The following is a 23,197-nucleotide window of genomic DNA, read 5'->3' as shown; positions in this document are numbered from 1 at the left end:
TATCCTTTGGAACCACTACATCATAAATGGCCATATATGGACTAAAAACCATAGACGTTTGTTTTTGAATCATCGTAATCACCCACATAAATTTATTACCTTTGATTATAAAACAAAAAAAGGTAGATTTCCTCACAATAAACTGAGAAAATCTACCTCTATTGGCCCGAAGGGACTTTTTCAGTGCCCTCATTAAGAGCAGGCCTTTTTTTTCATATTTTCGCTATTCCAGCTTTTGAACGAATTCCTTATATAGAGCCCTTAGTGCATCTCCCCTGCTGATGATGCCGACGACTTTATCATTTTTGTCCACGACGGGGATTTTCTTGAAATGATGCTTGGAAAGGACCTTTATAAATTCATCTAACGGATCTTCGGGGGATAGCTTTGTAATTCTTTTATTTCTTATGATTTGTGAAACTTTATCATTCATTTTGGATGTAACCTTTTCATCCAATTCTTCACCTGGAAGAACCGTAATGTATGTGAAATACCCCATGATGGCTTCCTCAGCAGGTTTCAAATAACGAAGGATATCCCCGTCCGTCACCATTCCCAATAGCTTATCGCGTTCATCCACAACCGGGACCCCGCCCACTTTATTTTCGATCAAGATTCGCAGAATTTCCTTTAGTGTAAAATCAGGACGGGCTACATAGACTTCCCTTATCATGAAATCCTTAACTAACATAATACCACCCCTTTTTTTTAAGTTCGTCTTCTAAATTCATCTCCTTTCTATTTATACCCTTTTTTGCTCTATTTAAAAACCCTTGCCGCCTGGACTGCCTTTTTCCAGCCATTATATAAATCCTTCCGTTCCTGCTCTTCCATCTTAGGTTCGAATTTCTTATCGACGGCCCATAGCTTTGAAATCTCTTCCTGGCTTTCCCAATAACCGACTGCGAGCCCAGCTAAATACGCTGCCCCTAACGCTGTCGTCTCACTAATAACCGGCCTTTCGACTGGTACATTCAAGAGGCCGCTTTGGAATTCCATCAAGAAGTCGTTTTTGCCAACGCGCCATCGACCCTCAATGCCTTTAGGTTAATTCCTGAATCGACTTCCATGGCGCAAAGGACACCTTTTGTCTGGTAGGCCAAAGCTTCCAATGTTGCCCGTACGAAATGCTCCTTCGATGTCCCCCTTGTTAACCCGAATACCGCTCCCCTCACATCACTATCCCAATAAGGGGTACCTAATCCAACAAATGCTGGGACGACATAGACGCCACCAGCTGAATTGACCCGTTTTGCATACATTTCACTGTCTTTCGAATCATTCAAGAGTTTTACCCCGTCCCTTAACCATTGTATGGCCGAACCTGCAACAAAAACACTGCCTTCCAATGCATATTCGACTTTTCCGTTCAGCCCCCATGCAATCGTGGTCAATAGGCCATGCTCTGATTTCACTGCCTTTTCTCCTGTATTCATCAGCATAAAGCATCCTGTACCGTACGTATTCTTGGCCATTCCTTTTTCAAAACATTCTTGGCCGAACAAAGCGGCCTGTTGATCTCCCGCTGCCCCGGCAATCGGGATTTCGTGGCCAAAGAAATGATGTGGGGCTGTATTCCCATATACCTCCGATTAAGAACGAACATCCGGCAGCATCGATTGCGGTACTTGCAGTATTTCCAGAAGCTCTTCGTCCCACTTCAAATCATGAATGTTATACATCAGCGTGCTTGAAGTTCGAATAATCGGTTACATGGGCTTTACCACCCGAAAGTTTCCATTATGAGCCACGTATGACCGTACCAAACAATAAGTCTCCGCTTTCAGCTTTTCCCCGGGCCTCATCTACGTGGTCTAGAATCCACTTCATCTTTGTACCGGAAAAATAAGCATCATTCAACAAACCGGTTTGCCGTAAAAATAAGTCATCAAGACCCTCATCCTTCAATCGCTCGCAAATTTCGCTTGTCTGCCTAGATTGCCAGACGATGGCATGATGAATCGGCTGACCTGTTTCTTTATCCCATACCACGGTCGTCTCCCGTTGATTCGTTATGCCAATCCCGGCAATCTGTTCTGGTTTTATATTCATTTCCGATAAACAGGAAGCGATTACCGATAAAACGGAACCCCAAATTTCATTTGCATTGTGCTCCACCCATCCAGGATTCGGGAAATATTGGATGAATTCCTTTTGGGCAATATGCAAAACTTCCCTTCTTTTATTAAGGCTCTTTTCGTAAAGATTGTTGTTTTTAAAACGAAACTATTTAAGGTTGATTGGAGCGGAAGTGCGAGACTCCTGCGGGAGCAGCGGGACAGGTGAGACCCCACAGGCGTTTACGCCGAGGAGGCTCACCGCCCGCCCCGCGGAAAGCGAGCATCTGGAGGGGAAATCAACCACAACTCACTACCTGGTAAATAGCAACAAAGTATGTGAAAACAGCCTTTATTAAAAAACGGCCCGGGAACTTGTCGTTCCCTGATCCAATGATAATATGTAAGTATCCATGGTTGTCTCCTCCTACACTTAAGATTCCTAAGTGTCTTGCTGTTTTTTCTTTCTTCATTTTTCTTGATATACCCGTAAAAACAAAAAATATATAAAGTACGGCGAAAAACTGAAAAATATTAGCAGGTTAAGAGATTATCTTTTACAATGAACATAAGTTGGATAGGAGGAATGGAAAATGAATAATCATGAAATAGATTTTAAAATATATGGAGATGACATGCAGTTTGTTGAAGTGGAATTGGATCATCAGGAAACGGTGATTGCAGAAGCTGGAAGTTTAATGATGATGGAAGATCAAATCAAGATGGAAACCATCTTTGGTGATGGGTCTTCGAGTAGCGACGGCGGAATGATGGGGAAGCTATTTGGCGCTGGAAAAAGGCTCCTTACAGGTGAGAGTCTTTTCATGACGGCTTTTACGAATGAAGGAAGAGAAAAAAAACACGTTTCCTTTGCCTCACCTTATCCAGGTAAAATCATTCCGATGGATTTAAGCGAGCTCGGTGGGAAAATCATTTGCCAAAAAGACGCTTTCCTTGCTGCAGCGAAAGGTGTTTCGGTCGGAATTGAGTTTCAGAGAAAAATAGGTGCAGGCTTCTTTGGCGGCGAAGGCTTCATCATGCAAAAGCTTGAAGGAGATGGAATGACCTTCGTGCATGCCGGTGGCACAATCCATAAAAAAGAATTGGTTGCAGGAGAGATCTTACGCGTGGATACAGGATGTTTAGTAGCCATGACTAGCGGAATAGATTATAACATTGAATTCGTAAAAGGCGTGAAAACCGCTTTATTCGGAGGCGAAGGTTTATTCTTTGCAACATTAAAAGGACCCGGAACCGTCTGGGTGCAATCTTTGCCATTCAGCCGTCTTGCCAGCCGTGTATTCGCTGCAATGCCGCAAAATGGCGGATCTTCTGACGAAGGCAGTGTTACTAGAGGTTTATTCAATTTATTCAACGATAAATAAGAACCGGACCAATGGCTGCCATCATGGCAGCCATTGATCACTTTTTTAAAGGATGGATATCTACATGCAGCTTGTTAAGTGGTCCTACATGAGACGCAATAATATCAGGGCTTTTTTTGATCAATTCCCGAATTCGCCTGTTATTTTCCGTAAAATAAGAGATTACTATTTTGTTTATACCGTTCACTGGACAGCTGCCGATGCCCCTATCGGCATAAAGGAGCTTGAAGAAATGGAACAGCTGCTCAACCGTGAGCTCGGAACTGAACTTCAATATCTTTATCGGAAAAAATGAGTTCACTCCTCGTACATCATTTTTCTTGTCATGCCTCCATCGACGATAAGATCAGCACCCGTTTCAATCCACCCCGGAGAAATCGAATTGACCGTAATTTTCTCTTTACTGAATGAAGCGGCAAGTGCATGGGTCAGGGCTTTGATCCCTCCTTTTGTCGCAGCATAGGATTCCGAATCCGGCTCAGACATTATCGCTCTTGTTGATGCTAAATTGATGATTGCACCTCCCATTTCATTATTCCGCATCGATGCAGCCGCTGCCCTGGAACAAAGGAAAACACTGCGTAGATTCGTATTCATCATATCGTCCCATTCCTCAATCGTCAGCTCATAAAGCGATTTGAACAATGCCTTTCCCGCATTATTGATTAATATATCAATGGTCTTATATGTTTTTAGAGTGACATCCATCAAATGCTGGATGTCAGCTTCCTTGCGAACATCCGTCTTAACGAACATGGCTTCATGCCCATTATTTTTGAGCTCTTCCGCATACAGCAGACCTTCCTGCTCGTCCATATCTGCGAGAACCACCGATGCACCGCTTTCTGCATAACCCTTTGCCACACCTCTCCCAATACCATTTGAAGCGCCCGTTACAATCACCGTTTTGTTTGCAAAACCCATCATTTCACCCTCACTTTCGCCAGCTTATTTTTCCTTATCATAATATCCAATTCGCTTCACTACAAACACTACCCTTGGGTGATCAACAAATCCGTTTCCTAAGCATCAACAATCAGCAGGACCCATTATATTTTTGTAGCGGCCTCCAATGATGTATGATAATAAAAACACCAAGAAAGAACCTGGGTGAAGGGCACCCGCTATTATTTTTCTTAAAGTGTAAAAAATTTATATTGGAGGAATTAAAAATGGACTTATTAAAAAATGTATTTTCTTTAGGATTAGGTGCTGCCGCTGCTACAAAGGAACAAATTGAAAAAGCAGTGGACTCTCTTGTAAAAAAAGGCGAAATCAGCAAAGAAGACTCCAAGGATCTTATTAAGAATTGGGTCGAAAAAGGGGAACTAGCCCAAAAACAATTGGATGATTCCGTCAAGGCCAAAGTCAATCAAGCGCTCAACGGCCTAAACTTGGCAACCAAAGAAGAAGTTCAGGACTTAGAGCGCCGCATCCAAATTTTAGAGAAACAGAACCAACAATCGTGATTTGGAGGTACTTGAATGTTTGGCAAGCGACTGAAACACGCACATCGTTACCAGGAAATCATTAATGCCTTTTTGAAAAATGGTTTTGGTTACTTCATCTATCGCCTTGGATTATCCGAGAGTAAAGCGGCATCGAAACTCCAGCCTGACGAAAACCTGAACCTCCGCTCAATCGGAGAGCGGCTGCATACGATTTTACAAAGCCTGGGACCTACATTCATTAAACTTGGTCAGATTGCAAGCACGAGGCGTGACTTCGTTCCGGAAGAAATCATCCGCGAACTTGAAAAGCTGCAGGACCAGGTCACCCCCTTTCCATTTGATAAGGTTCGCAAAATTATTGAAGCCGAATTGGGTGATTCTTTGGAAAACATTTTTCTTGAATTCCATGAAAAACCACTGGCTACCGCTTCGATTGGGCAGGTCCATACTGCAAGGCTTCCATCACAGGAAGTCGTAGCAATCAAAGTACAGCGGCCCGATATTCTGCCGACTGTGGAAACGGATTTGGAAATTCTCGATGATTTGGCAAGACTGATGGAAGCACGCATATCTTGGGCCAGACGCTACCAAATCAGAAAAATGATTGATGAATTCGCTAAATCGCTTCGCGCAGAACTCGATTATAACTCCGAGGGCCGAAACGGGGAAAGAATAGCCAAGCAATTCATCGATGATCAAGGGTTTAAGATACCAAGAATCCATTGGGAGTATTCCACAAAAAGGGTCCTGACGATGGAATTCATTCAAGGAATTAAGATCAATCATTATAAACAGCTTGATGATGAAGGTTATGATCGTCGGAAAATCGCAGAAAGATTAGCGAATTCCATGCTTCAGCAAATATTGATCGATGGCTTTTATCATGGCGACCCCCACCCTGGCAACATCATCATTTTGCCAGGAAATGTCGTCGCACTCATGGATTTCGGGATGGTGGGACGTCTGGAGGATGAAACGAAGTATCAGTTCGCCTCGCTTGTCATCAACCTGAAACGTGGAAGCACCAATGGACTGATCAAGACACTTTCAGAAATGGGTCTTCTGACGGACGAAACCGATATGGCGCCATTAAGGGTGGATATTGATGAACTGCGAAATAAATATTATGATATACCATTGAGCCAAATCAGCTTAGGCGGAGCGGTCAATGACCTGTTCACAGTTGCCAATCGGCACCAAGTCCAAATCCCTCCAGAATTCACGATGCTCGGCAAGGCTCTGCTTACCATGGAGGCCATTGTTGAAGGACTAGATCCGCATTTCAGCATCATGAAGGCAGCTGAACCTTTCGGGGAAAGGCTTTTTAAGGAGCGCTACAATCCAAAAAATATTGCGAAGAACGCTTGGAATCAATTCATGGAGTCTGCCGAAGCCATTGCTGAACTACCCAAGGATATCAAGGAAGTAACAGGTATCATAAAAAAAGGGAAATTGCGACTGGATATCAATATTCCCGAACTTCAAGTTTTTTTGCATAAGCTTGATCAAATCTCGAACAGGCTTTCTTTCAGTATTATCCTGCTTGCGTTCAGCATAATCATGGTCGGTCTCATTATTGGCTCGGCAATAGGTGGGGAAACCCTGATCCTATGGAAAATACCGGTTATCGAGATTGGATTTGTCGTTGCAACCCTGATGTTCTTACTTATGCTTTACACCATTTTCAGATCCGGAAAAATGTAAACTTACGAAAAAGGGCAAACCCTCTAATAAGGGCTTTCCCTTTTTCATGTTTTCATTTCATTGGTTATTTATCCTACGTTCATATGAAATGGCATACGCCCTATGGCGAAAATGTAAAATTGGATCTTCCGAGCACTCGATTCCTTCAGTAATATTGGTTGGATCAAACAATAAATGATCTCTAATCGTTTCCAATTTATTAGAAATTACTAAATGGCCGACCGTTATTACCTGTTTTTCTTCCGACCAAGCAGTGGTTGGATCGTCAGACGGATCATTTTCCCCTCCTATTTGAATGTTCAATTTAAAACCCACCGGACCTTGCCTGAGCCTCTCTTCCATTTCTTCTTCCAGATATTCTGCCGAATGCTTGGCTACCTCCTCTTTTGCTAGCATACTAAGGCCGGCATCAGGTACCCACTCATACTTAATAGCCTGACGCCGTCCTTCCGCATTAATGAAATAGAATGCATGAATGGAGTAATATTGACATGTTGAGAAACTGGCTGGAGAACGCATTTCTTTAAGCATTTGCAGGCTTGCCTTGCTTTCAGGGTATTTCAACAGGATTTTTGTAAGCCCTTTCAGATTTGGGAAACCTTCTTTTGCAGACTTGAAAAAGTCAGCAATATCAACAAACGCTTCCGGTGTTTTCGCAAAGAATAGCGGAATGGTGACAGTAATGAGATCTGATGCCTCTCCATTCGGCAATTTAAACTTGACTGCCATGCCCTTCACAGGGGATATGGCATCTGGATGGCTTGGTATCGGCGAGCTATTTGAGAACCGAATGATCACCGGCACGGCTTCATCCTGAAGATGCGAAGCCACCGTTAATGGGGACGCTTTTCCGTTTGGGGTAAAAACCCCCTCATAAACATATCCCCTTGCATGCACCCGCCGATAACCGGGATATGTTCCAGCTACATTTTCAATCACATTAACTGCTTCTCTGACTAGTTCAGGTTTAAAGTTGTCATTTCCCTCCATATACCTCACCCCATCTTTTCAAATTCCAATCCATGTTCTTAGTTATTACCTGTACCCCTTATCCCATTAGCTTATTCAAGGTAAACTTCCGTTCATGCAAGCACCTGAAGCATTGATCGTTAAAAAACGCCTGGAAAAATCCAGGCGCTGCACAAATCATGTAATAAAAGTTTTTCTATATCGCTTTTATAATTATAGGAAAAATAGTAAGTAGAACAAGATGGCAAGCCTTATGAACCAGAACTAAAGATCTTCACATTCAATCATTCAACATGAACGGCAGTGCCATAAGCAATGATTTCACTAGCGTTTTGCATGATAGCCGATGTTTCCAGGCGCATTGCAACGATGGCATTCGCCCCTTTCTCTGTCGCTTCATCGACCATCCTGCCAATTGCTTTTTGTCTGGCTTCTTTCATCATTTCCGTATATTCCGTGATTTCACCGCCGACAATGGTCCTCAATCCCGCAAGAATATCTTTTCCAATATGTTTCGATTGAACGCAGTTCCCCTTAACAAGCCCCTTCAGTTCTTTAATTTCTTTTCCAGGAACGGTATTAGTAGTCACGATAATCATATAGTTCGTCCTCTTCCTTTTTTCTGATTTTTTTTACGATCAAATAAAAAATTAACGGTATTGGGGCTTGAATCAAACCAAGAATACCCCACATCCACTGGTTAAAGCCATTCTTCCTTGCATCGACAAATAGATATATGCTTTGGCTCAATAAAATAACCCCACATACAATCAAGGCAAGTTTTTCAAAACCACTCATGAATTCCACTCCGCCTACCTTTTTAAATAAAATGTATTATAATCAGTGAAGATTTATGTTATCACCTAAAAAGCTAGAAACCTTCATATAGATGTATTACCTTTTCATATTATACCTTGATGTACACGTGATTTTTCGGGTTCTTCAAAAACTATTCAGGAATGATTCAAAAATATGGCTGCCTTTTTTGCCGGTTAAACCGTTCTGATTCTTCCATTTATGATTAGCCACTTTCATAACAGTTGAAAATAAATAAAAATACTCATTCCTGTTCACGCTCCACTTGAGAAAGGATTACATGTGTAACGGTTGCGGCAAAAGGAATTGTCCGATTGATGAATTCCTCCACTTCTTCAAGGCTCCCACTGTGGATTTTCAGCATAAAGCAAGCCTGCCCGGCAATTCGATAGCAAAAGTCAACATTCGGCAGCTTCGAGATATACTTTTTGAATTTCTCATATTCCCCATTTTTTATCGTTGCTTCCACGATACACTCAATAGGAAAACCGATCTTTTTATGATCAATCTCGGCAACATACCCTTTAATGATCCCGAACGACTCCATTTGCCGTACCCGGTCGGTAACGGTTGGGGCAGATAGATTTACTTTCTTTGCCAATTCCCTCATGGAAATCCGGCTATTCAGCGTTAATTCAGCAAGGATGCCCCGGTCTTTTTCATCTATTTTCATTTAGAAATTATTCCTCTCTTTTTCTTTATATTTATACAATATTCAACCGAAATATTTTACAAGCGTAATTAATATTCCTGTTTTTTTATATTAGGATTATCTCAAGGGGGAGATGCTCATGACAAGAATAAAAAATTCGTCGATTGGCTCCAGTCCGTATCAAAGATTATTTCATTCAGAAGAGATTTCGCATAAATGGTCGGACCTCTCAAATTGTATATCTGCGGATGGGAAACTATCGAAAGAGTTAAAGGAAAACGTCAGAAGGGTACTGGCATACGGTAATGGCTGTTCATACTGTCAGGCAAAAGGTATTCCATTAAAGCCAGAAGATGCGAAAGAAAGCTATGCAATCGCCTTTGCAGAAGTATTCCTCATTCAACGTGAAAAAACAGAGGAAAAGTTTTTCCAAGTATTGAAGGAGGTATTCAGTGATGAAGAGATTTCTGAACTATTGGCATTCATTTGTTTTACAACGGCCCAGCAATATTTCGGGGCTTTGATGGATTTATAATAACGCAAATAAAGGAACAGGCATCTCGCCTCGTTCCTTTTTGCAAAAAGCCTATAAACCCTTCAGTAGTTTGAACGTCCATTCGGGTCATATACCAGCATAAATTGAATTCCAGCTAGGTTTTCGCACCATGATCATCCATTTCATTGATCCTTGGAAGAATGGAGCGGGAAGGCACCGGGGATGTCAAAACTACGGAAGTATTCAGATGTCCATAGGGTATTAATCGATCTATAAGTAATCTCATGCTGTCCATATCAGCTAAAGCCGCTTTCAAAAAATATCCAACTGTTCCTGTTACACGATGGCATTCGATAATGTCTAAATCATTTTTAACTAACTGCTCGAAATCGGAAACGGAAACCTTAAGTTCACTTACCTGAATGAACACAAGTACACCTCTTCCTATTGCCAGTGGTGAAACCCTTGCACTGAACCCCTCAATGATTCCCTTTTCTTGCAGGCGATACATACGTTCAGAAATACTGGGCCGGCTGAGAGCCAATTTCTTCGATAGTTCACTAATCGTAATGCGTCCATTCAACTGTAAAAGTTCCAGTAAACAAACGTCTATTTCATCCATGAAGCAACCGCCTTTCATAATGAAGGATTATTAGCTAATATATCTGTAAAATGTTGTATGGAAAGTGAAAAAACATTCTTTTTTGTATGTAATTTTAACAGTTAATATTCTATCATTAAAATTAGTAAATGAAAAAGAAAATTCAGAATTCAACTAAAGGAGGAACCTGCATTGACCTTTACGAAAATCCCGGTTCGAAAAAACATTGAAGACATAAGCCCATATGTTTCCGGTAAGCCAATTGAAGAAGTGCAACGTGAACTTGGTCTTGAAACGATCGTTAAATTGGCATCCAATGAGAATCCATTCGGTTGCTCAACTCTAGCAAAAGAAGCCATGCTTAACGAAATGGAGCAAATCTCCTTTTATCCTGAAGGTATGGCACCTGCATTAGCTGAAAAGCTGGCAAGGAAATTGAATATCAATCAAGATCAAATCATCCTAGGAAATGGGTCTGATGAAGTGATACGTTTGTTAACAAGAACCTACATCCAACAAAATGATGAAGTCATCATGGCTGATGTTACATTTCCACGGTATGAAACGAATGTATTGATTGACGGCGGTACACCTGTAAAGATACCTCTTATTAATGGTGTACATGACCTGCAGGGTATGTATGATGCCATAACTGAAAAAACAAGAATGATTTTTGTCTGTAACCCCAATAATCCGACAGGAACGATCGTCGAAAAAGAAAAATTAAAATCTTTTATCGAGAAGGTGCCGAAACATATTTTACTGGTCGTTGACGAAGCATACTATGAATATGTCGATGATGAAGATTATTTAGAAACTTTGCCGCTTCTAAATACCCATTCAAATCTGGTCATCTTACGCACTTTTTCAAAGATTTATGGATTGGCTGCATTAAGGATTGGATACGGTTTAATGGATGCTTCCATCATACAAGAGCTAGTTAAAGTGAAAGAACCCTTCAATACCAACCGTTTAGCACAGGCTGCGGCCTTCGCTTCCCTCGATGACCATACATTTGTAGAGCAATGTGCTCGTAAGAACGAGGAAGGAAGAAGATATTTAGAAAACGAACTAAGCGAGATGGGATTAACATTCTTCCCTTCACATGCCAACTTCTTGATGGTCAAACTGAACCATCCTGGCAGGGACATTTTCGAGAAGCTATTGATTTCTGGTGTCATCATCCGTTCTGGTCATTTGCTAGGCTATGAAAATACGATCCGCGTGACCATCGGCACTCCGCTTGAAAATGAGAGATTCATAACCTCCTTACAACATGCAATCAAAAAAACGTCCAGTACTTGAACTACGAAATGAAGTTGCAGTATGATTGATGATTAATAGATAAAAGATACGACATAGACGCCTTTGCCCATGTCGTATCTTTTACGTGGATTTATTTAACAAGATTCCTTTTCTATTATAGTTGTTTCCTGTTCATCCACACTTTTAAATTTAAAGATCGAGATGGAGATCAATGTAGCCAACACAATAAGGCAGGCAACGATGCTGATCCGGTTCTGTTCACTGAACACGAACGAGACACAAATGATGCTTAAGGCGATTACTGCAAATAAGGTTACATATGGAAAGCCCCACAATTTAAAACTCGGAGCTTTAGGATATGAATTGCGAAGTTTTAGCTGCGCTAAACAAATGCTGATCCATACAAGTGATACTACAAAACCCGGAAACGCCATTAATAAAGTAAATGCCCGATCCTGGGCAACGTAGGTAATCATGGAGCCGACGACCAATGCAACGGCACTTAGGATTAAACTATACAAGGGAACGCCATTCTTTGATACATAAGAGAATGACCTGGGAGCCTCCCCTTCTGCAGCTAAAGAATGCAGCATCCGAGTACACCCATATATTCCGGAGTTAGCAGCAGATAAGACGGCCGTAATTAAAATGAAGTTCATGATGTGGGCAGATCCTTGAAAACCGGACATTGACAAAACTTGTACAAACGGACTTGCTTGGTCGCTAATTTCGTTCCAAGGAATCAGACCGCAGATTACAAGTATCGGTAAGCTGAAAAATAATACGACTCTCCAAATATAACTTTTAATGACCTTCGGTAAAATTCGTTCAGCATCTTTTGCTTCCGTTACCGTCAGGCCTATTAACTCGGAACCGCCATATGAGAACATAACGATCAGTAATGCTGAAAAGATGGACATCCACCCATTTGGGAAAAATCCTCCGTGCCCTGTGAAGTTTTGCAGGTAATTAGATCCGCCGCTTGGGATGGCCCCAAATAAAATACAGGCTCCCAAGATAATGAATAAAATGATCATTGTAATCTTAATGCCGGCAAACCAAAATTCGAATTCACCATAATTTTTAACATTCATCATGTTAACCCCAATGATTAAAGCAGCACACCCTAAACTCAATATCCATAGCGGGATAGTTGGGAGCCAATACTGCAAAAAGCTTCCTGCCACCACTACCTCAATGACACATACGGACAGCCACATGAAACAATACATCCAGCCTATAATGAAGGAACTTCGCTTACCGAATGCTTTCTGAACGAAACCTTTCATATTCGTATTGGGATAGGCGATTGCCATTTCCGCTATAGCTCCCATGACTACAAGAAGTAATAATCCTGCAAAAATATAAGTGAAAATGACTCCTGGCCCTGCTAACGATATGGTTTCGGCACTTCCTTTAAAAATCCCAGTACCTATTGCCCCTCCCATTGCCATCATGCTAATATGCCTCGGCAACAACCTCTTTTGCAGTGACCTACCATTTGATTCCATTACATCTGCCTCCTTTTTCCCATAATTTTTCTTATAAAAATCAAAACCCATTTCAATCGTTGAAAGGCGAATAGATAAGTTATCTCATCAATCCTTATGGTTTAGGAGTGGAAGGATGCAAAGCCTTCTTGAAAAATCACTCATACTTCACCAAATAAAAATGATATCAATATGCCGTTAGTTTTACAAGAGTATGATTGCAAGCTAATACTGCTCCTGTTGGTCAAACGCCGTTATCCGGGCCTGATCCTTCAATATGGAGTAAATTTCCTGATAGCCTTGCCTTCTGGGGGACCAATGACCATTGTTTCTGAATCTATTAAAATGAAACACTCCAACCGGGGACTACATTGGTAATCCCCATGAATTTACATCTTCCAGTTATCTTATTTATTTACGATGTGAATCGCATGTCCCAAAACTGCCTCCGCCGCTTCCATCCACCCCTCGGTCAAAGTTGGATGAGGATGCATGCTGAGGGCTATATCTTCGACCCGAGCTGCCAACTCAAGTGCAAGGACCCCTTCACCTATAAGGTTGGAGGCATCTGCACCAACCATGTGCATTCCAAGCAATATGTGGCTTTTTGCATCCACAATCACTTCAGCAAATCCCTCTGTTTCATTCGTTGCAAGCGCCCTTCCATTGGCACTGAACGGGAACTTCCCGGTCTTGACTCTGTATCCCTGTTGTTCTGCTTCTTCACTGCTTAAACCAACCCCTGCTATTTGTGGTTCCGAGAAGATTACATATGGGACATACGGGGAGTCAATGGCACTTGGCAACCCCCCGATTACTTCCGCTGCCACGATACCCTGTTTGGACGCTCGGTGTGCAAGAGCCGGCCCAGGTGTAATGTCACCGATGGCAAAGATGTGCGGCACATTTGTACGGCATTCCATATCTACAGCTATATGGCCCTTTTCACTAACCGTAATGCCTGCCTGATTCAGGCCAATCTCTTCTGTGTTAGGAATCCTGCCAATTGTAACCAGGGTCTTTTCGCTCACTACCACTTCCGCCCCCTGGTTTTCCGAGGAAACATGAAGGTGTACTTGGCCATCCACTACACTCGCCTTTTCTACCCGCGCCGATGTTTTAATATCCATGCCTAGCTTCTTGGCATTACGGGTAACTTCCTTGACAAGGTTCTCGGCAACCTGGGGGAGAATGCGGTTGGCCATCTCAATGATGGTCACTTTAGTACCTAACTTTGCAAATGCCATACCCAATTCGATTCCGATATAGCCTCCGCCTATGATCGACAAACTAGATGGGACTTCATGCAGCTGCAAACTTGCTGTTGAATCCAAAATATACTCTCCATCGACTTTAATGAATGATGGAATGAAAGGTCTGGATCCCGTCGCAATAATTGCCTGTTCAAACTTGTAGGTTTCAAAATCGCCATCGGTTTCGACTCCGATACGGTCATCAGATAAAAAGAAGGCTTGACCTTTAACCACAGTCACTCCATTTTCTTTACACAGATGGGCAATACCTTGGTTCAACTGGGAAGTGATGCCCTCTTTCCAATCCTGCCAAATTCCCAAGTCCATTGTGGTTCTTTCTTGAGACAGCCTGATCCCCATTTTCCCTAAATCGTTAAGCTTTTGGTATTGATCGGCTGCGTGAATTAAAGCCTTCGAAGGTATGCAGCCCCGATTAAGACAAGCCCCGCCCAGCTTATCCTTTTCAACAAGCACGACCGATTTCCCTAACTGTCCGAGACGGATTGCCGCAGCATATCCCCCCGGACCTCCTCCCATGATGATAACATCCGTCTCTACAGCAACTTCCCCTACTACCATTTATCTCATCTCCACAACTAAACGAATTGGATTTTCCAGCAGTTCCTTGATTCTATTTGTAAAATGCACCGCTGTAACACCATCTATTAAACGGTGATCGAAAGATAAAGACATATTCATCATTAAACGGATTACACCTTCCAAATCGCGGACGACCATTCGTTGTTCCATTTTATGCAACGCTAATATGGCCGCTTCCGGATAGTTAATGATCGGGGTCGCATGCATCCCACCGATGGGTCCTACATTGCTTATCGTAAATGTACTGCCTGTGATTTGATCTATGCCCAACTTCCCTTCCCGGGCTTGGTTTGCCAATTGCCTGATTTCATCAGCCAGTTGGAAAATGGTTTTTTGATCTGCATGCTTTATGACAGGAACAATGAGACCCTCTTTTGTATTCGTTGCAATCCCAATATGATAATAATTTTTCAAGATGATTTCATTGGTTTTTTCATCAATTGAAGCGTTTAAAGTTTTAAACTCCTTTAAAGCGATTACAATGGCTTTTACGAAAAATGGCAAAAAGGTCAATTTAATATCCTTATCATCGGAATACGCCTTTAATTGATCTTTCAATTCCTTCAATCGATCCATTTCCAATTCATCTACATGGGTTACATGAGGAATGGTCGAAACCGACTTCACCATATGTTCAGCGATCTTTTTACGAATGCCCTTAAGGAGAATCCGCTCTTCCCACTCTTTTTCCAATCCTTTTGCCTGGACGGCATACTTCATTGGGGACATATCTTGAAGAATCTTGTCATCATTGTTATTGGCATTTTCCCTTATTATCGAATTATTTTCTTTAAACTGCTTCAAGTCACTTTCGATTATTCGCCCAGCAGGACCGGAGCCTTTAACCTGCTCGATATCAACCTTCATTTCCCTTGCCATTTGACGCACGAATGGGGTAGCCAACACACGCACTGCATCAAGATGCGGTTTGCTTGTAACATGCTCTCCATCTACTTTTACATCATCAGATTGAATGACTTGGATATCTCCTTCACTAATGCCTGTTTCCGGAGCAGGCATATCGTTCCCTTCTTGAATTGTGAATATAGTGGTTCCCACTTCCACGATATCCCCTTCGGAAAAGAATATTTTCTTGACCACTCCCGTTGCTGGGGCAGTCAATTCCGCATTAACTTTATCCGTTTGCACCTCAACAATGGGTTGGTCCTGCGTCACCGCATCCCCTTCCTTGATCAGCCATTGGATAATTTCTCCTTCATGCATCCCTTCCCCTACATCAGGAAGTTTAAATTCCATCATGCGTCTTCCTCCTTTTCCCTTAATTATCAATTAAAATGAAATCGTCTCCACTATTCCTTGTTTTACCCGGTCAACAGTCGGTAGATAATGATCTTCTATTGAAAACGGCGGAACCGGAACATCAAATCCTGTTACACGCTTAATCGGAGCTTTCAGGTAAATAAGAGCTTCATCATTAATGATGGAAATAATCTCCGCACCTAATCCGGCAGTCTTATGGGCTTCATGGACGATTAATGCACGACCTGTCTTTTTAATGGATTGCACGATGGTATCCCTATCTATTGGGTATAATGTTCGAAGATCAACCACTTCACACTTCCAGCCTTTTTCGCTTTCAATCTTTTTCGCGGCATTCAATGCCTCCCTTAACATAGCCCCCCATGCAAAAATCGTCAGATCGCTTCCCTCCTGAACCACTTTTGCTTGACCAATTGGTATACGATACATTTCTTCGGGAACTTCTTCCTTAAAAGCACGATACAATTTAGTCGGTTCCAAAAAGATTACCGGATCAGGATCTTCAATTGCGGCAATTAGAAGCCCTTTTGCGTCGTATGGATTACTGGGTGCAACTACCTTTAAACCCGGAGTATGGGCAAAGAAGGTTTCGACACTTTCGGAATGAAGTTCAGGTCCTCTGATTCCAGCACCATATGGCGTACGGATTACGAGGGGCACGCTAAATTGCCCACGAGTCCGGTATCTCATACGGGCAGCATGGGAAACGAGTTGCTCGAATCCCGGATAAATAAAGGCGAGGAATTGAATCTCCACTATGGGCAGCAGTCCGTTAAGGGCTAAACCAATGGCAGAGCCGATGATTCCGGATTCAGCTAATGGCGTATCCACAACTCGATCTTTTCCATACTTTTCATAAAGCCCCTCCGTCGATCGGAAAACTCCGCCGTTCACTCCAATATCCTCACCCAAGATCAACACACGATCATCATGACCCAGCATTTGGTCCTGCGCTTCCGTAATAGCCTGGAGCATCGTTAAACTTTTGCCCATTATTTCTTCACACCTTTCTTTAAGATTTGGTTCAATTCCTGCTTCTGTTCCTTTAGGTGCCATGACTCCTCAGCATATACATGTTTAAACATTTCGAGCGGATTGGATTTCGGATAACCTTCCGCCTTTTGGAGGTGAGCATCTATCAGTTCGTTGAATTGTTTTAACACCATTCCTTCCTGTTCTTCATTCCAGTAACCCTCTTTATTCAAATACTTTTTAAGACGCGTTATCGGATCACGATTTTCCCTCCAGAACGTTGAAACTTCGTCCTGATCGCGATATATGTTCGGATTGTCTGCAGTAGTATGGGCACCATAGCGAAAGGTTATGGCTTCGATTAAAGTAGGTCCTTCACCTTTAAGCGCCCTTTCGACAGCCTCTTTTACAGTCAGCCATACTGCAAAGATATCATTTCCATCCACTCGAACCCCATGTATGTCATAAGCAGCAGCACGCTGGGATATAGTTTTAGATGCTGATTGCTTTTCAAAAGGCACACTGATCGCATAGCCATTATTTTGGCAGAAAAAGATTGTCGGGGTTTTATAAACACCTGCAAAATTCAGTGCCTCATGAAAGTCCCCTTCAGAAGTGGCACCATCACCAAAATAAGCAATGCTTACATTCTTTTCCCCTTTAATTTTACTTGCCCAAGCCGTTCCTACCGCATGAACCATTTGAGTGGCAATGGGAACACTAGGAGGTAATATCCTTTTACCTTCCGGACAAATTGAACCCTCAAAATGTGCCATCCAGTATAGGAAAACACGATACAATTCCTGTCCATGAATGATTGCCGCTCCATGATCACGGTATGTGGGAAACATCCAATCACCTGCCGACAACGCTAAAGCGCTTCCTGCCTGGGATGCCTCCTGTCCTTCGAAAGGTGCATAAGTTCCCATTCTGCCTTGGCGCTGAAGAATAATTGATTTACGGTCAAATGTTCTGAGCAGTAGCATGCTCTCATACATCTTTAACATTAATGATTTATCGATTTTCCCATCAATCGTCCCAACTATTTCTCCGTCAGGTGTCAATACACGAAACATTTCCGGCTCACCTTCATTTGAATACGCTTTCATTATTGGGTTTCCCGTCTTTTCCATTTCATTTCTCCCCTTAAGATAGATTTGTTTCGCAAACTTACCAAGGATTTGAACAGTCATGAAATAACAGCCCAAAAAGTTTTCATTGGTCTTTTATGTCTGTGAATAATTACTGTTTCATAAACTACATTTGCTTATATAAAAGGATAATACATCCAAGATTTTAATAATATGTTAAATAGAATGAATTTTTCGTATATTACCTTTATTTAGAATATGTTTTCTTATATCTCACCTTCATTTTGAAAATAAGCCCGATTATGGAAAAATCCAATGTAAAATCAGCGGGTTACCGGCAAGTTTGGGGTTATGCTCCGACCTTTTCAAGTCACTTGTTAGCTAGCATCCATTCAAGGGTTGCCTAAATAAAACAAGTACATCCACTATCATCAAAATCAGGATCCAGCACAAAAAGACCCATTATAATCATGGGTCTCAGACTGTTGACAAACTCGATAAATAATTGAGTTTGTCTACATTTTTTTATGGCTTGTACAATTTGAACGTTGATTGGAACGTAGGGCACTCCCTTTCCGTGGGCGGTCCTCCCTCGGCTTGCGCCTGCGGGGTCTCACACCTTCCGTTTCATCAACTTTGTTATAAAATTAAAATCTCTTTTGCCTACAGTCTTTATTGTTTAAAATAGAAGCATAAAAACTTGGGGTGATAAGGATGCTTCCAAACATGATTCTAATCAGCGAAATCAACTTGAAATGATTACTTTAGATTAACTGGTGCCAGCGAACCATTTGGTTCGAAAAATGGAGGCCGCCATTGACTTCATATATGACTTGGTGAAAGATATGTATTCAGAGGTAGACGCCCAAGTACTAATCCAGTTATTTTAGTTAAACTGACATTTATTCAATATACCTTAGATATTCGCTCGATCGAGGTTTACTTTACCAACAAGATTTCATTTTTCCTTACCCCACTACACGGGTATTAGAAAGATCTATTTTTCAAATGTGCCTTTCACGACCGCTTCACCATCTTTGACCATGATTTGCCCCATCGCGATAACCCTATTTATTTCTAACGTTTGTTTCTTCAATATGATGATATCGGCGTCATTCCCTACCTCAAGCCGGCCCTTCTTAGTGAGGTTTAAAATATTTGCCGGATTTTCCGTCACAACTCGTATGGCATCGGCAATTGACACTCCATCCTCGATGACCGCATCTACGACAGAATCATATAAGGACATGCATGTACCAATGTTCAAACCGCGCAGGTTGCCACTGCCATCGAAGTCAGGCAGGCTTGCTTGCCCATCTGAAGTTAAGGTGATCTGCCTGATATCTACCCCTTCTTCTAGTGCTCTCTTTATTGCTGTACTTGCTTTGACCTCCCCTTCTTCAAGGAACTTCTTGATCGTACTTGTCGTAAAATCAATATAACCCCCTTTTTTTGCATATTCCATCCCTGCTTTGAATAAATGCGGATTTCGATTTATATGTGTAGGGTAAAACTGTGTGATCGGTATTTCCGTTGTCTCGACAACTTCTTCAATTACCTGCAAATGGTTTTTACTGTCGCCGACATGAATGTTGACGATACCGCTTTTCCCGGACAACAGACCTCCATTACGCGCTTGAGAGGCCAATTTAGCCAGTTCAGCTACAGTCGGCTGTGAAGAACGATGATCGGCAATGGCAATTTCGCCAACACCGATAATTTTATCCACAAGAATCAAATCATCTTCGATCTTACCGGTTAACGTCTTGACTGGAACTTGATAGGAACCAGTCTGAACGAAGCAGCTAATGCCTTCTTCTTCAAGCGCTCTCGCTTTAGCGAGCAGTGCTGGCATGGTCCTTGTCGTCCCATCTGTTCCGATGACCCCTACCAATGTCGTTATACCCGCTAAAGTGGCATCTGTTAATTGGATTTCTGGTGTCCTCGTTTTAAAGCCCCCTTCCCCACCTCCGCCGATAATATGTACGTGAGCATCTATAAAACCCGGAACCACAATTTGGCCACTCGCATCAATCACTTTCATTTCAACGAACTCTGCAGGGACATCAATCTTGTCCTCAATGAAACCAATTTGCTTTCCAACCAAGAGGATATCTTTTTGGCCCATATATTCCGGACCATAAAGCTCCCCATTTTTAATAAGTGTTAGCATAGTTCGTTCCCCCTCCAAAAATTGAAATTTTCAAATAGGTTTCAAAATCTTTCACTCGGGTAAATATACAACATGACCCGCTAACAATTACATAAAAAAGACCAAACATACTTGTTCATTTTAAAAAGTGTTGTAGCTGAATTGACATTGACATCTTGATTATGCTTTTCCAAAAGTATAAAAACAAAAGGAGTAAACGACATGAATAAAGTGATTTCTTCTGATATTAAAACAAATAAAAGATTATCCATGCGACAAATCATGAACCTATATCAAGTTACAAAAGAATTTAAAGGGAATATATATTTTATCTGCAACCATAAATTGGTCGATGCCAAGAAACTTTCGACTTTCGTATCCTTTGTGCTCATTCTTCAAGAGTGTGCAACCATGAAAGTCATACTTGAAGGCGAGAATGTACATGCCATGCTAGAAAAAGTACAGGCTATTTGTAAAGAAAATGATGAAAGTGCATTTGGATTCCAATCGAACCAAACCGTTAATATTTAAATGATTCCAACTACGTCATGAAGAGGGTGTATAGAAGTGAGAACCATTTTAATGGTGATAGGCGCAATCGTCGTAATCGGCATAATAGCAAATCTCATTTTTTAATGAATGATGAAAGACTGTCAATGATTGACAGTCTTTTTTTTATGCTAATTTATTGGAAAGTACGGGCGTGCCATGCTCCCATTTCATGAAAATTACCAAGGCACATCCCAATCCCTCCATTTTTTCAAACCATTCCGAATTTCTTTTCCTTTATCAATCCAATATTGCTTCCTTTTGTCCTCCTCTTCTTTCTTTACCTGTTGCTCAGCTATAACTGCCTGTTGTTTAGCTATAAGCGGTCCGATATCTTGAGTATTAAAAGATTGAGATGCTTGATTCTGTAATGCTCTCGACATTATTTTTTGAAAGATGATTGCAGTTCCCTGACTGCTGTGTGTCGTTAAATAATGCTTTTCATCCGTTTTATCATATCCAGCCCATACTGCACCGACCAACGAAGGTGAATAACCGATGAACCATTGATCTTTAACCCCTGATATTCCTTCGATGGGAACTTGTGTTGAACCTGTTTTACCTGCTATTTCATAACCCGATACAGCTGCGTTTTTCCCTGTGCCATATTCCACTGTACCAAGCAACATGGAATTCATTTTATCGACGACGCCTTTAGAGGTTACTTTGGTGCTTTCCTTTTTCCAGGCGGCTACCTCTTTTCCATCATTATTTTCTATTTTTACAATGGCATGGGTTTCCATACGTTCCCCGCTGTTGGCGAATGCTGAAAAGGCTCCTGCCATCTGCAGCGGGGACACACCTTTCTTCATCCCTCCTAAAGCAAGCGACAGATTTCGATCATCCTTTTCATAAGGAATCCCAAACCGTTTAAGAGAATCCAGCCCCTTATCGATGCCAATCTCATTCAAAAGCCAAACCGTTGGTACATTCAAGGAATTCATCACCGCTTCATACATGGGTACTTCTCCTTTATATACACCGCTCAGGTTTGTTGGCTCATATTCCCCAAAGCTCATTTTTTCATCCTTCAAAGGGGCAGTGATACCGTATCCCTCTTCAACCGCTGGAGTATAAACGACAAGTGGTTTAATGGATGAACCTGGAGATCTTGTCAGCTGGGTTGCCCGGTTATATCCCATAAATTGATGCTTTCCTCTCCCACCGACAATTGCCCTTATCCCTCCTGTTTTAGGATCAAGGAGGACTGATCCACTTTGAACCATTTCTCCTGTACTCGTTCCAACTGGAAAATTGGCTTCATTCGCATACACGGATTCTGTAGCCTGCTGCATGGATTGGTCCAGTGTCGTGTATATTTTATAGCCCTTTGAAAGCAGGTCCTCAAGCTCTATTCCATATTTGCTCGATGCTTCCGATAAAACATGATCGACATAATAAGGGTACTTCCCTTTTAATGGATCGGTTTCCTTCTCCCCCATGAGAAGTGTCACTGTATCTTTTTTTGCAGCCGCTGCTTCATCTTTCGTCAAATAACCATGTTCCGCCATTTTAGAAAGAACCAAATTACGCCGCTTCACTGCCCCGTCTAAGTTCTTATATGGATCAAGTTTGGATGGCAAGTTAATGACACCTGCCAGCAAGGCTCCCTCGGCAACGGTCAATTCAGAGACCTCTTTGGAAAAATAAATATTTGCGGCCTTTTTAATTCCCCATGCCCCATGGCCAAAATAAACTTGATTCAAATACATATCCAGAATTTCATCTTTTGTATATTTATCTTCAACTTCCTGGGCCAGAAAAAACTCTTCAATCTTCCTCTTCAGTGTTCGATTCGACTCCAGCATCGTAATCTTCACAAGCTGCTGGGTAAGCGTGCTCCCTCCTTCAACAACACTTCCGGCCTTCGCATTTTTAATCAGCGCTCGCAAAATCCCTTGATAATCTATGCCGTGATGTTCATAAAAACGGTGATCCTCAATGGAAACCACCGCTTGTTTCATATGTTCCGGTATTTCATCTATCGAAACACCTTCGGATTTATTTGCCGTGATCGTGCTGGCAAGATTTCCATCCCGATCATAGATTCCTGTTGGTTGCTGAAGAATATTTTGAAGATGGCTTATATCTGCACCCTGTCTGAAATAAAAAAGTGAACCGGCGCCTAAAACCACAATCACCAATATAATAATTAGACCTAATTTCACTAACCCTCTCATTTGTACCCCCATTTTCCAATCTGCGACATGTTTCATTAAAAATATTTTACCCCTTTTATTAAAGAAAACTCGTCGATTGACTAAAAGGCCTAAGCTAAGTCGCCTTTTCTTTAGCACTATACCCGGGTATCGGTTTCCTTGCCGATGATACCCCCTTCACCGAATGAAAAATAAGCCCGCCAATTGAAGGACCAGGATTTCATCCTACCATTTTTAATAATGGCCGTATCTA

At 41.8% G+C, this 23,197-nt stretch carries 21 protein-coding genes and 2 pseudogenes; 8 read left to right on the top strand and 15 right to left on the bottom strand.

The annotated features are described in order from the left end of the window. Nucleotides 1-223: 223 nt before the first annotated feature. Together N9I19_RS05785 and glpK are read right to left on the bottom strand one after the other, a co-directional pair. Nucleotides 224-691 (bottom strand): CBS domain-containing protein, encoded by a 468-nt coding sequence (locus N9I19_RS05785; RefSeq protein ID WP_317777226.1) that lies wholly within the window; start codon nucleotides 689-691, stop codon nucleotides 224-226. Nucleotides 692-759: 68 nt separating this feature from the next. Continuing rightward, nucleotides 760-2,187: pseudogene (gene glpK, locus N9I19_RS05780) on the bottom strand (glycerol kinase GlpK); the annotation flags it as partial. Nucleotides 2,188-2,650: 463 nt separating this feature from the next. On the opposite strand from glpK, the gene N9I19_RS05775 reads away from it, so the two are divergent. Together N9I19_RS05775 and N9I19_RS05770 are read left to right on the top strand one after the other, a co-directional pair. Further along, a complete protein-coding gene (locus N9I19_RS05775) occupies nucleotides 2,651-3,442 on the top strand; it encodes a TIGR00266 family protein (protein WP_061461973.1) in 792 nt (263 codons plus the stop codon). 88 nt (nucleotides 3,443-3,530) lie between these two features. Then, nucleotides 3,531-3,737: a hypothetical protein gene (locus N9I19_RS05770; RefSeq protein ID WP_250211763.1), complete on the top strand. Its 207-nt coding sequence runs from the start codon at nucleotides 3,531-3,533 to the stop codon at nucleotides 3,735-3,737. Nucleotides 3,738-3,739: 2 nt separating this feature from the next. Here N9I19_RS05770 and N9I19_RS05765 read toward each other — a convergent pair whose 3' ends face one another. Beyond that, complete coding sequence (locus N9I19_RS05765; RefSeq protein ID WP_317777225.1) at nucleotides 3,740-4,366, bottom strand: SDR family NAD(P)-dependent oxidoreductase; 627 nt, start codon at nucleotides 4,364-4,366, stop codon at nucleotides 3,740-3,742. A gap of 248 nt (nucleotides 4,367-4,614) precedes the next feature. Between N9I19_RS05765 and N9I19_RS05760 the strand changes: the two genes are divergently transcribed. Both N9I19_RS05760 and N9I19_RS05755 read left to right on the top strand, forming a co-directional pair. After that, on the top strand, nucleotides 4,615-4,911 hold the full coding sequence (locus N9I19_RS05760) for a phasin family protein (RefSeq protein ID WP_061461970.1): 297 nt from the start codon (nucleotides 4,615-4,617) through the stop codon (nucleotides 4,909-4,911). A 15-nt stretch (nucleotides 4,912-4,926) separates the two neighbouring features. After that, on the top strand, nucleotides 4,927-6,597 hold the full coding sequence (locus N9I19_RS05755) for an ABC1 kinase family protein (protein ID WP_317777224.1): 1,671 nt from the start codon (nucleotides 4,927-4,929) through the stop codon (nucleotides 6,595-6,597). Between the two features lie 57 nt (nucleotides 6,598-6,654). Here the strand turns inward: N9I19_RS05755 and N9I19_RS05750 are convergent, their stop codons facing one another. The 4 genes from N9I19_RS05750 to N9I19_RS05735 form a co-directional block, all read right to left on the bottom strand. Continuing rightward, entirely contained in the window at nucleotides 6,655-7,587 is a 933-nt protein-coding gene (locus N9I19_RS05750; protein ID WP_317777223.1) for a catalase family peroxidase, read from the bottom strand. A gap of 263 nt (nucleotides 7,588-7,850) precedes the next feature. Then, entirely contained in the window at nucleotides 7,851-8,165 is a 315-nt protein-coding gene (locus N9I19_RS05745) for a YbjQ family protein (RefSeq protein WP_061461967.1), read from the bottom strand. Further along, nucleotides 8,146-8,364: a sigma-Y antisigma factor component gene (locus tag N9I19_RS05740; RefSeq protein ID WP_317777222.1), complete on the bottom strand. Its 219-nt coding sequence runs from the start codon at nucleotides 8,362-8,364 to the stop codon at nucleotides 8,146-8,148. Before N9I19_RS05740 ends, N9I19_RS05745 begins: the two co-directional genes overlap by 20 nt. 262 nt (nucleotides 8,365-8,626) lie before the next feature. Next, a complete protein-coding gene (locus tag N9I19_RS05735) occupies nucleotides 8,627-9,055 on the bottom strand; it encodes an Lrp/AsnC family transcriptional regulator (protein WP_317777221.1) in 429 nt (142 codons plus the stop codon). Nucleotides 9,056-9,173: 118 nt separating this feature from the next. Between N9I19_RS05735 and N9I19_RS05730 the strand changes: the two genes are divergently transcribed. Next, nucleotides 9,174-9,569, top strand: a complete 396-nt coding sequence (locus tag N9I19_RS05730; protein WP_061461964.1) for a carboxymuconolactone decarboxylase family protein — start codon at nucleotides 9,174-9,176, stop codon at nucleotides 9,567-9,569. A gap of 115 nt (nucleotides 9,570-9,684) precedes the next feature. Here the strand turns inward: N9I19_RS05730 and N9I19_RS05725 are convergent, their stop codons facing one another. After that, nucleotides 9,685-10,152 (bottom strand): Lrp/AsnC family transcriptional regulator, encoded by a 468-nt coding sequence (locus tag N9I19_RS05725; protein ID WP_061461963.1) that lies wholly within the window; start codon nucleotides 10,150-10,152, stop codon nucleotides 9,685-9,687. Between the two features lie 171 nt (nucleotides 10,153-10,323). Here N9I19_RS05725 and hisC point away from each other — a divergent pair, with 171 nt between their 5' ends. Beyond that, nucleotides 10,324-11,436 (top strand): histidinol-phosphate transaminase, encoded by a 1,113-nt coding sequence (hisC, locus tag N9I19_RS05720; RefSeq protein WP_317777220.1) that lies wholly within the window; start codon nucleotides 10,324-10,326, stop codon nucleotides 11,434-11,436. A 95-nt stretch (nucleotides 11,437-11,531) separates the two neighbouring features. Here the strand turns inward: hisC and N9I19_RS05715 are convergent, their stop codons facing one another. The 5 genes from N9I19_RS05715 to pdhA form a co-directional block, all read right to left on the bottom strand. Then, nucleotides 11,532-12,908 carry an amino acid permease gene (locus N9I19_RS05715; protein ID WP_317777218.1) on the bottom strand — a complete coding sequence of 459 codons (1,377 nt, stop codon included), beginning with the start codon at nucleotides 12,906-12,908 and terminating at the stop codon, nucleotides 11,532-11,534. A gap of 386 nt (nucleotides 12,909-13,294) precedes the next feature. Next, nucleotides 13,295-14,719: a dihydrolipoyl dehydrogenase gene (gene lpdA, locus N9I19_RS05710; RefSeq protein ID WP_089363761.1), complete on the bottom strand. Its 1,425-nt coding sequence runs from the start codon at nucleotides 14,717-14,719 to the stop codon at nucleotides 13,295-13,297. After that, on the bottom strand, nucleotides 14,720-16,000 hold the full coding sequence (locus N9I19_RS05705; protein WP_284471556.1) for a dihydrolipoamide acetyltransferase family protein: 1,281 nt from the start codon (nucleotides 15,998-16,000) through the stop codon (nucleotides 14,720-14,722). It abuts the gene before it with no gap. 30 nt (nucleotides 16,001-16,030) lie between these two features. After that, nucleotides 16,031-17,014, bottom strand: coding sequence for an alpha-ketoacid dehydrogenase subunit beta (locus tag N9I19_RS05700; protein WP_089363759.1), 984 nt, complete (start codon nucleotides 17,012-17,014; stop codon nucleotides 16,031-16,033). Continuing rightward, complete coding sequence (gene pdhA, locus N9I19_RS05695; RefSeq protein ID WP_317777217.1) at nucleotides 17,014-18,126, bottom strand: pyruvate dehydrogenase (acetyl-transferring) E1 component subunit alpha; 1,113 nt, start codon at nucleotides 18,124-18,126, stop codon at nucleotides 17,014-17,016. The genes N9I19_RS05700 and pdhA overlap by 1 nt, the downstream gene beginning before the upstream one ends. 731 nt (nucleotides 18,127-18,857) lie before the next feature. Here pdhA and N9I19_RS05690 point away from each other — a divergent pair. Further along, nucleotides 18,858-19,018 (top strand): annotated as a pseudogene (locus tag N9I19_RS05690) (transposase); the annotation flags it as partial. A gap of 63 nt (nucleotides 19,019-19,081) precedes the next feature. Here the strand turns inward: N9I19_RS05690 and iadA are convergent. After that, a complete protein-coding gene (iadA, locus tag N9I19_RS05685) occupies nucleotides 19,082-20,257 on the bottom strand; it encodes a beta-aspartyl-peptidase (protein ID WP_317777216.1) in 1,176 nt (391 codons plus the stop codon). Nucleotides 20,258-20,458: 201 nt separating this feature from the next. Between iadA and N9I19_RS05680 the strand changes: the two genes are divergently transcribed. Then, the gene (locus tag N9I19_RS05680) at nucleotides 20,459-20,767 is read left to right on the top strand and encodes a hypothetical protein (RefSeq protein WP_061461953.1); all 309 of its coding nucleotides are present in this window, start codon (nucleotides 20,459-20,461) and stop codon (nucleotides 20,765-20,767) included. A gap of 197 nt (nucleotides 20,768-20,964) precedes the next feature. Here the strand turns inward: N9I19_RS05680 and N9I19_RS05675 are convergent, their stop codons facing one another. Beyond that, on the bottom strand, nucleotides 20,965-23,001 hold the full coding sequence (locus tag N9I19_RS05675) for a transglycosylase domain-containing protein (RefSeq protein ID WP_061461952.1): 2,037 nt from the start codon (nucleotides 22,999-23,001) through the stop codon (nucleotides 20,965-20,967). Nucleotides 23,002-23,197 lie beyond the last annotated feature (196 nt).

This window comes from Peribacillus sp. CSMR9, from assembly GCF_033141925.1.
In the GTDB taxonomy this organism is placed as follows: domain Bacteria; phylum Bacillota; class Bacilli; order Bacillales; family DSM-1321; genus Peribacillus; species Peribacillus simplex_A.
This window is presented reverse-complemented; position numbering and strand designations above follow the sequence as displayed.

Bases quoted from the DNA above. Each gene is read 5' to 3' on its own strand.
- N9I19_RS05785 (WP_317777226.1), bottom strand. From the start codon at position 691: ATGTTAGTTAAGGATTTCATGATAAGGGAAGTCTATGTAGCCCGTCCT.
- N9I19_RS05700 (WP_089363759.1), bottom strand. From the start codon at position 17,014: ATGGGCAAAAGTTTAACGATGCTCCAGGCTATTACGGAAGCGCAGGAC.
- iadA (WP_317777216.1), bottom strand. From the start codon at position 20,257: ATGCTAACACTTATTAAAAATGGGGAGCTTTATGGTCCGGAATATATG.
- N9I19_RS05675 (WP_061461952.1), bottom strand. From the start codon at position 23,001: ATGAAACATGTCGCAGATTGGAAAATGGGGGTACAAATGAGAGGGTTA.
- N9I19_RS05745 (WP_061461967.1), bottom strand. From the start codon at position 8,165: ATGATTATCGTGACTACTAATACCGTTCCTGGAAAAGAAATTAAAGAA.
- N9I19_RS05760 (WP_061461970.1), top strand. From the start codon at position 4,615: ATGGACTTATTAAAAAATGTATTTTCTTTAGGATTAGGTGCTGCCGCT.
- N9I19_RS05775 (WP_061461973.1), top strand. From the start codon at position 2,651: ATGAATAATCATGAAATAGATTTTAAAATATATGGAGATGACATGCAG.
- N9I19_RS05725 (WP_061461963.1), bottom strand. From the start codon at position 10,152: ATGGATGAAATAGACGTTTGTTTACTGGAACTTTTACAGTTGAATGGA.
- N9I19_RS05680 (WP_061461953.1), top strand. From the start codon at position 20,459: ATGAATAAAGTGATTTCTTCTGATATTAAAACAAATAAAAGATTATCC.
- N9I19_RS05750 (WP_317777223.1), bottom strand. From the start codon at position 7,587: ATGGAGGGAAATGACAACTTTAAACCTGAACTAGTCAGAGAAGCAGTT.
- N9I19_RS05705 (WP_284471556.1), bottom strand. From the start codon at position 16,000: ATGATGGAATTTAAACTTCCTGATGTAGGGGAAGGGATGCATGAAGGA.
- pdhA (WP_317777217.1), bottom strand. From the start codon at position 18,126: ATGGAAAAGACGGGAAACCCAATAATGAAAGCGTATTCAAATGAAGGT.
- N9I19_RS05735 (WP_317777221.1), bottom strand. From the start codon at position 9,055: ATGAAAATAGATGAAAAAGACCGGGGCATCCTTGCTGAATTAACGCTG.
- N9I19_RS05765 (WP_317777225.1), bottom strand. From the start codon at position 4,366: ATGGGTTTTGCAAACAAAACGGTGATTGTAACGGGCGCTTCAAATGGT.
- N9I19_RS05755 (WP_317777224.1), top strand. From the start codon at position 4,927: ATGTTTGGCAAGCGACTGAAACACGCACATCGTTACCAGGAAATCATT.
- lpdA (WP_089363761.1), bottom strand. From the start codon at position 14,719: ATGGTAGTAGGGGAAGTTGCTGTAGAGACGGATGTTATCATCATGGGA.
- N9I19_RS05730 (WP_061461964.1), top strand. From the start codon at position 9,174: ATGACAAGAATAAAAAATTCGTCGATTGGCTCCAGTCCGTATCAAAGA.
- N9I19_RS05770 (WP_250211763.1), top strand. From the start codon at position 3,531: ATGAGACGCAATAATATCAGGGCTTTTTTTGATCAATTCCCGAATTCG.
- N9I19_RS05715 (WP_317777218.1), bottom strand. From the start codon at position 12,908: ATGGAATCAAATGGTAGGTCACTGCAAAAGAGGTTGTTGCCGAGGCAT.
- N9I19_RS05740 (WP_317777222.1), bottom strand. From the start codon at position 8,364: ATGAGTGGTTTTGAAAAACTTGCCTTGATTGTATGTGGGGTTATTTTA.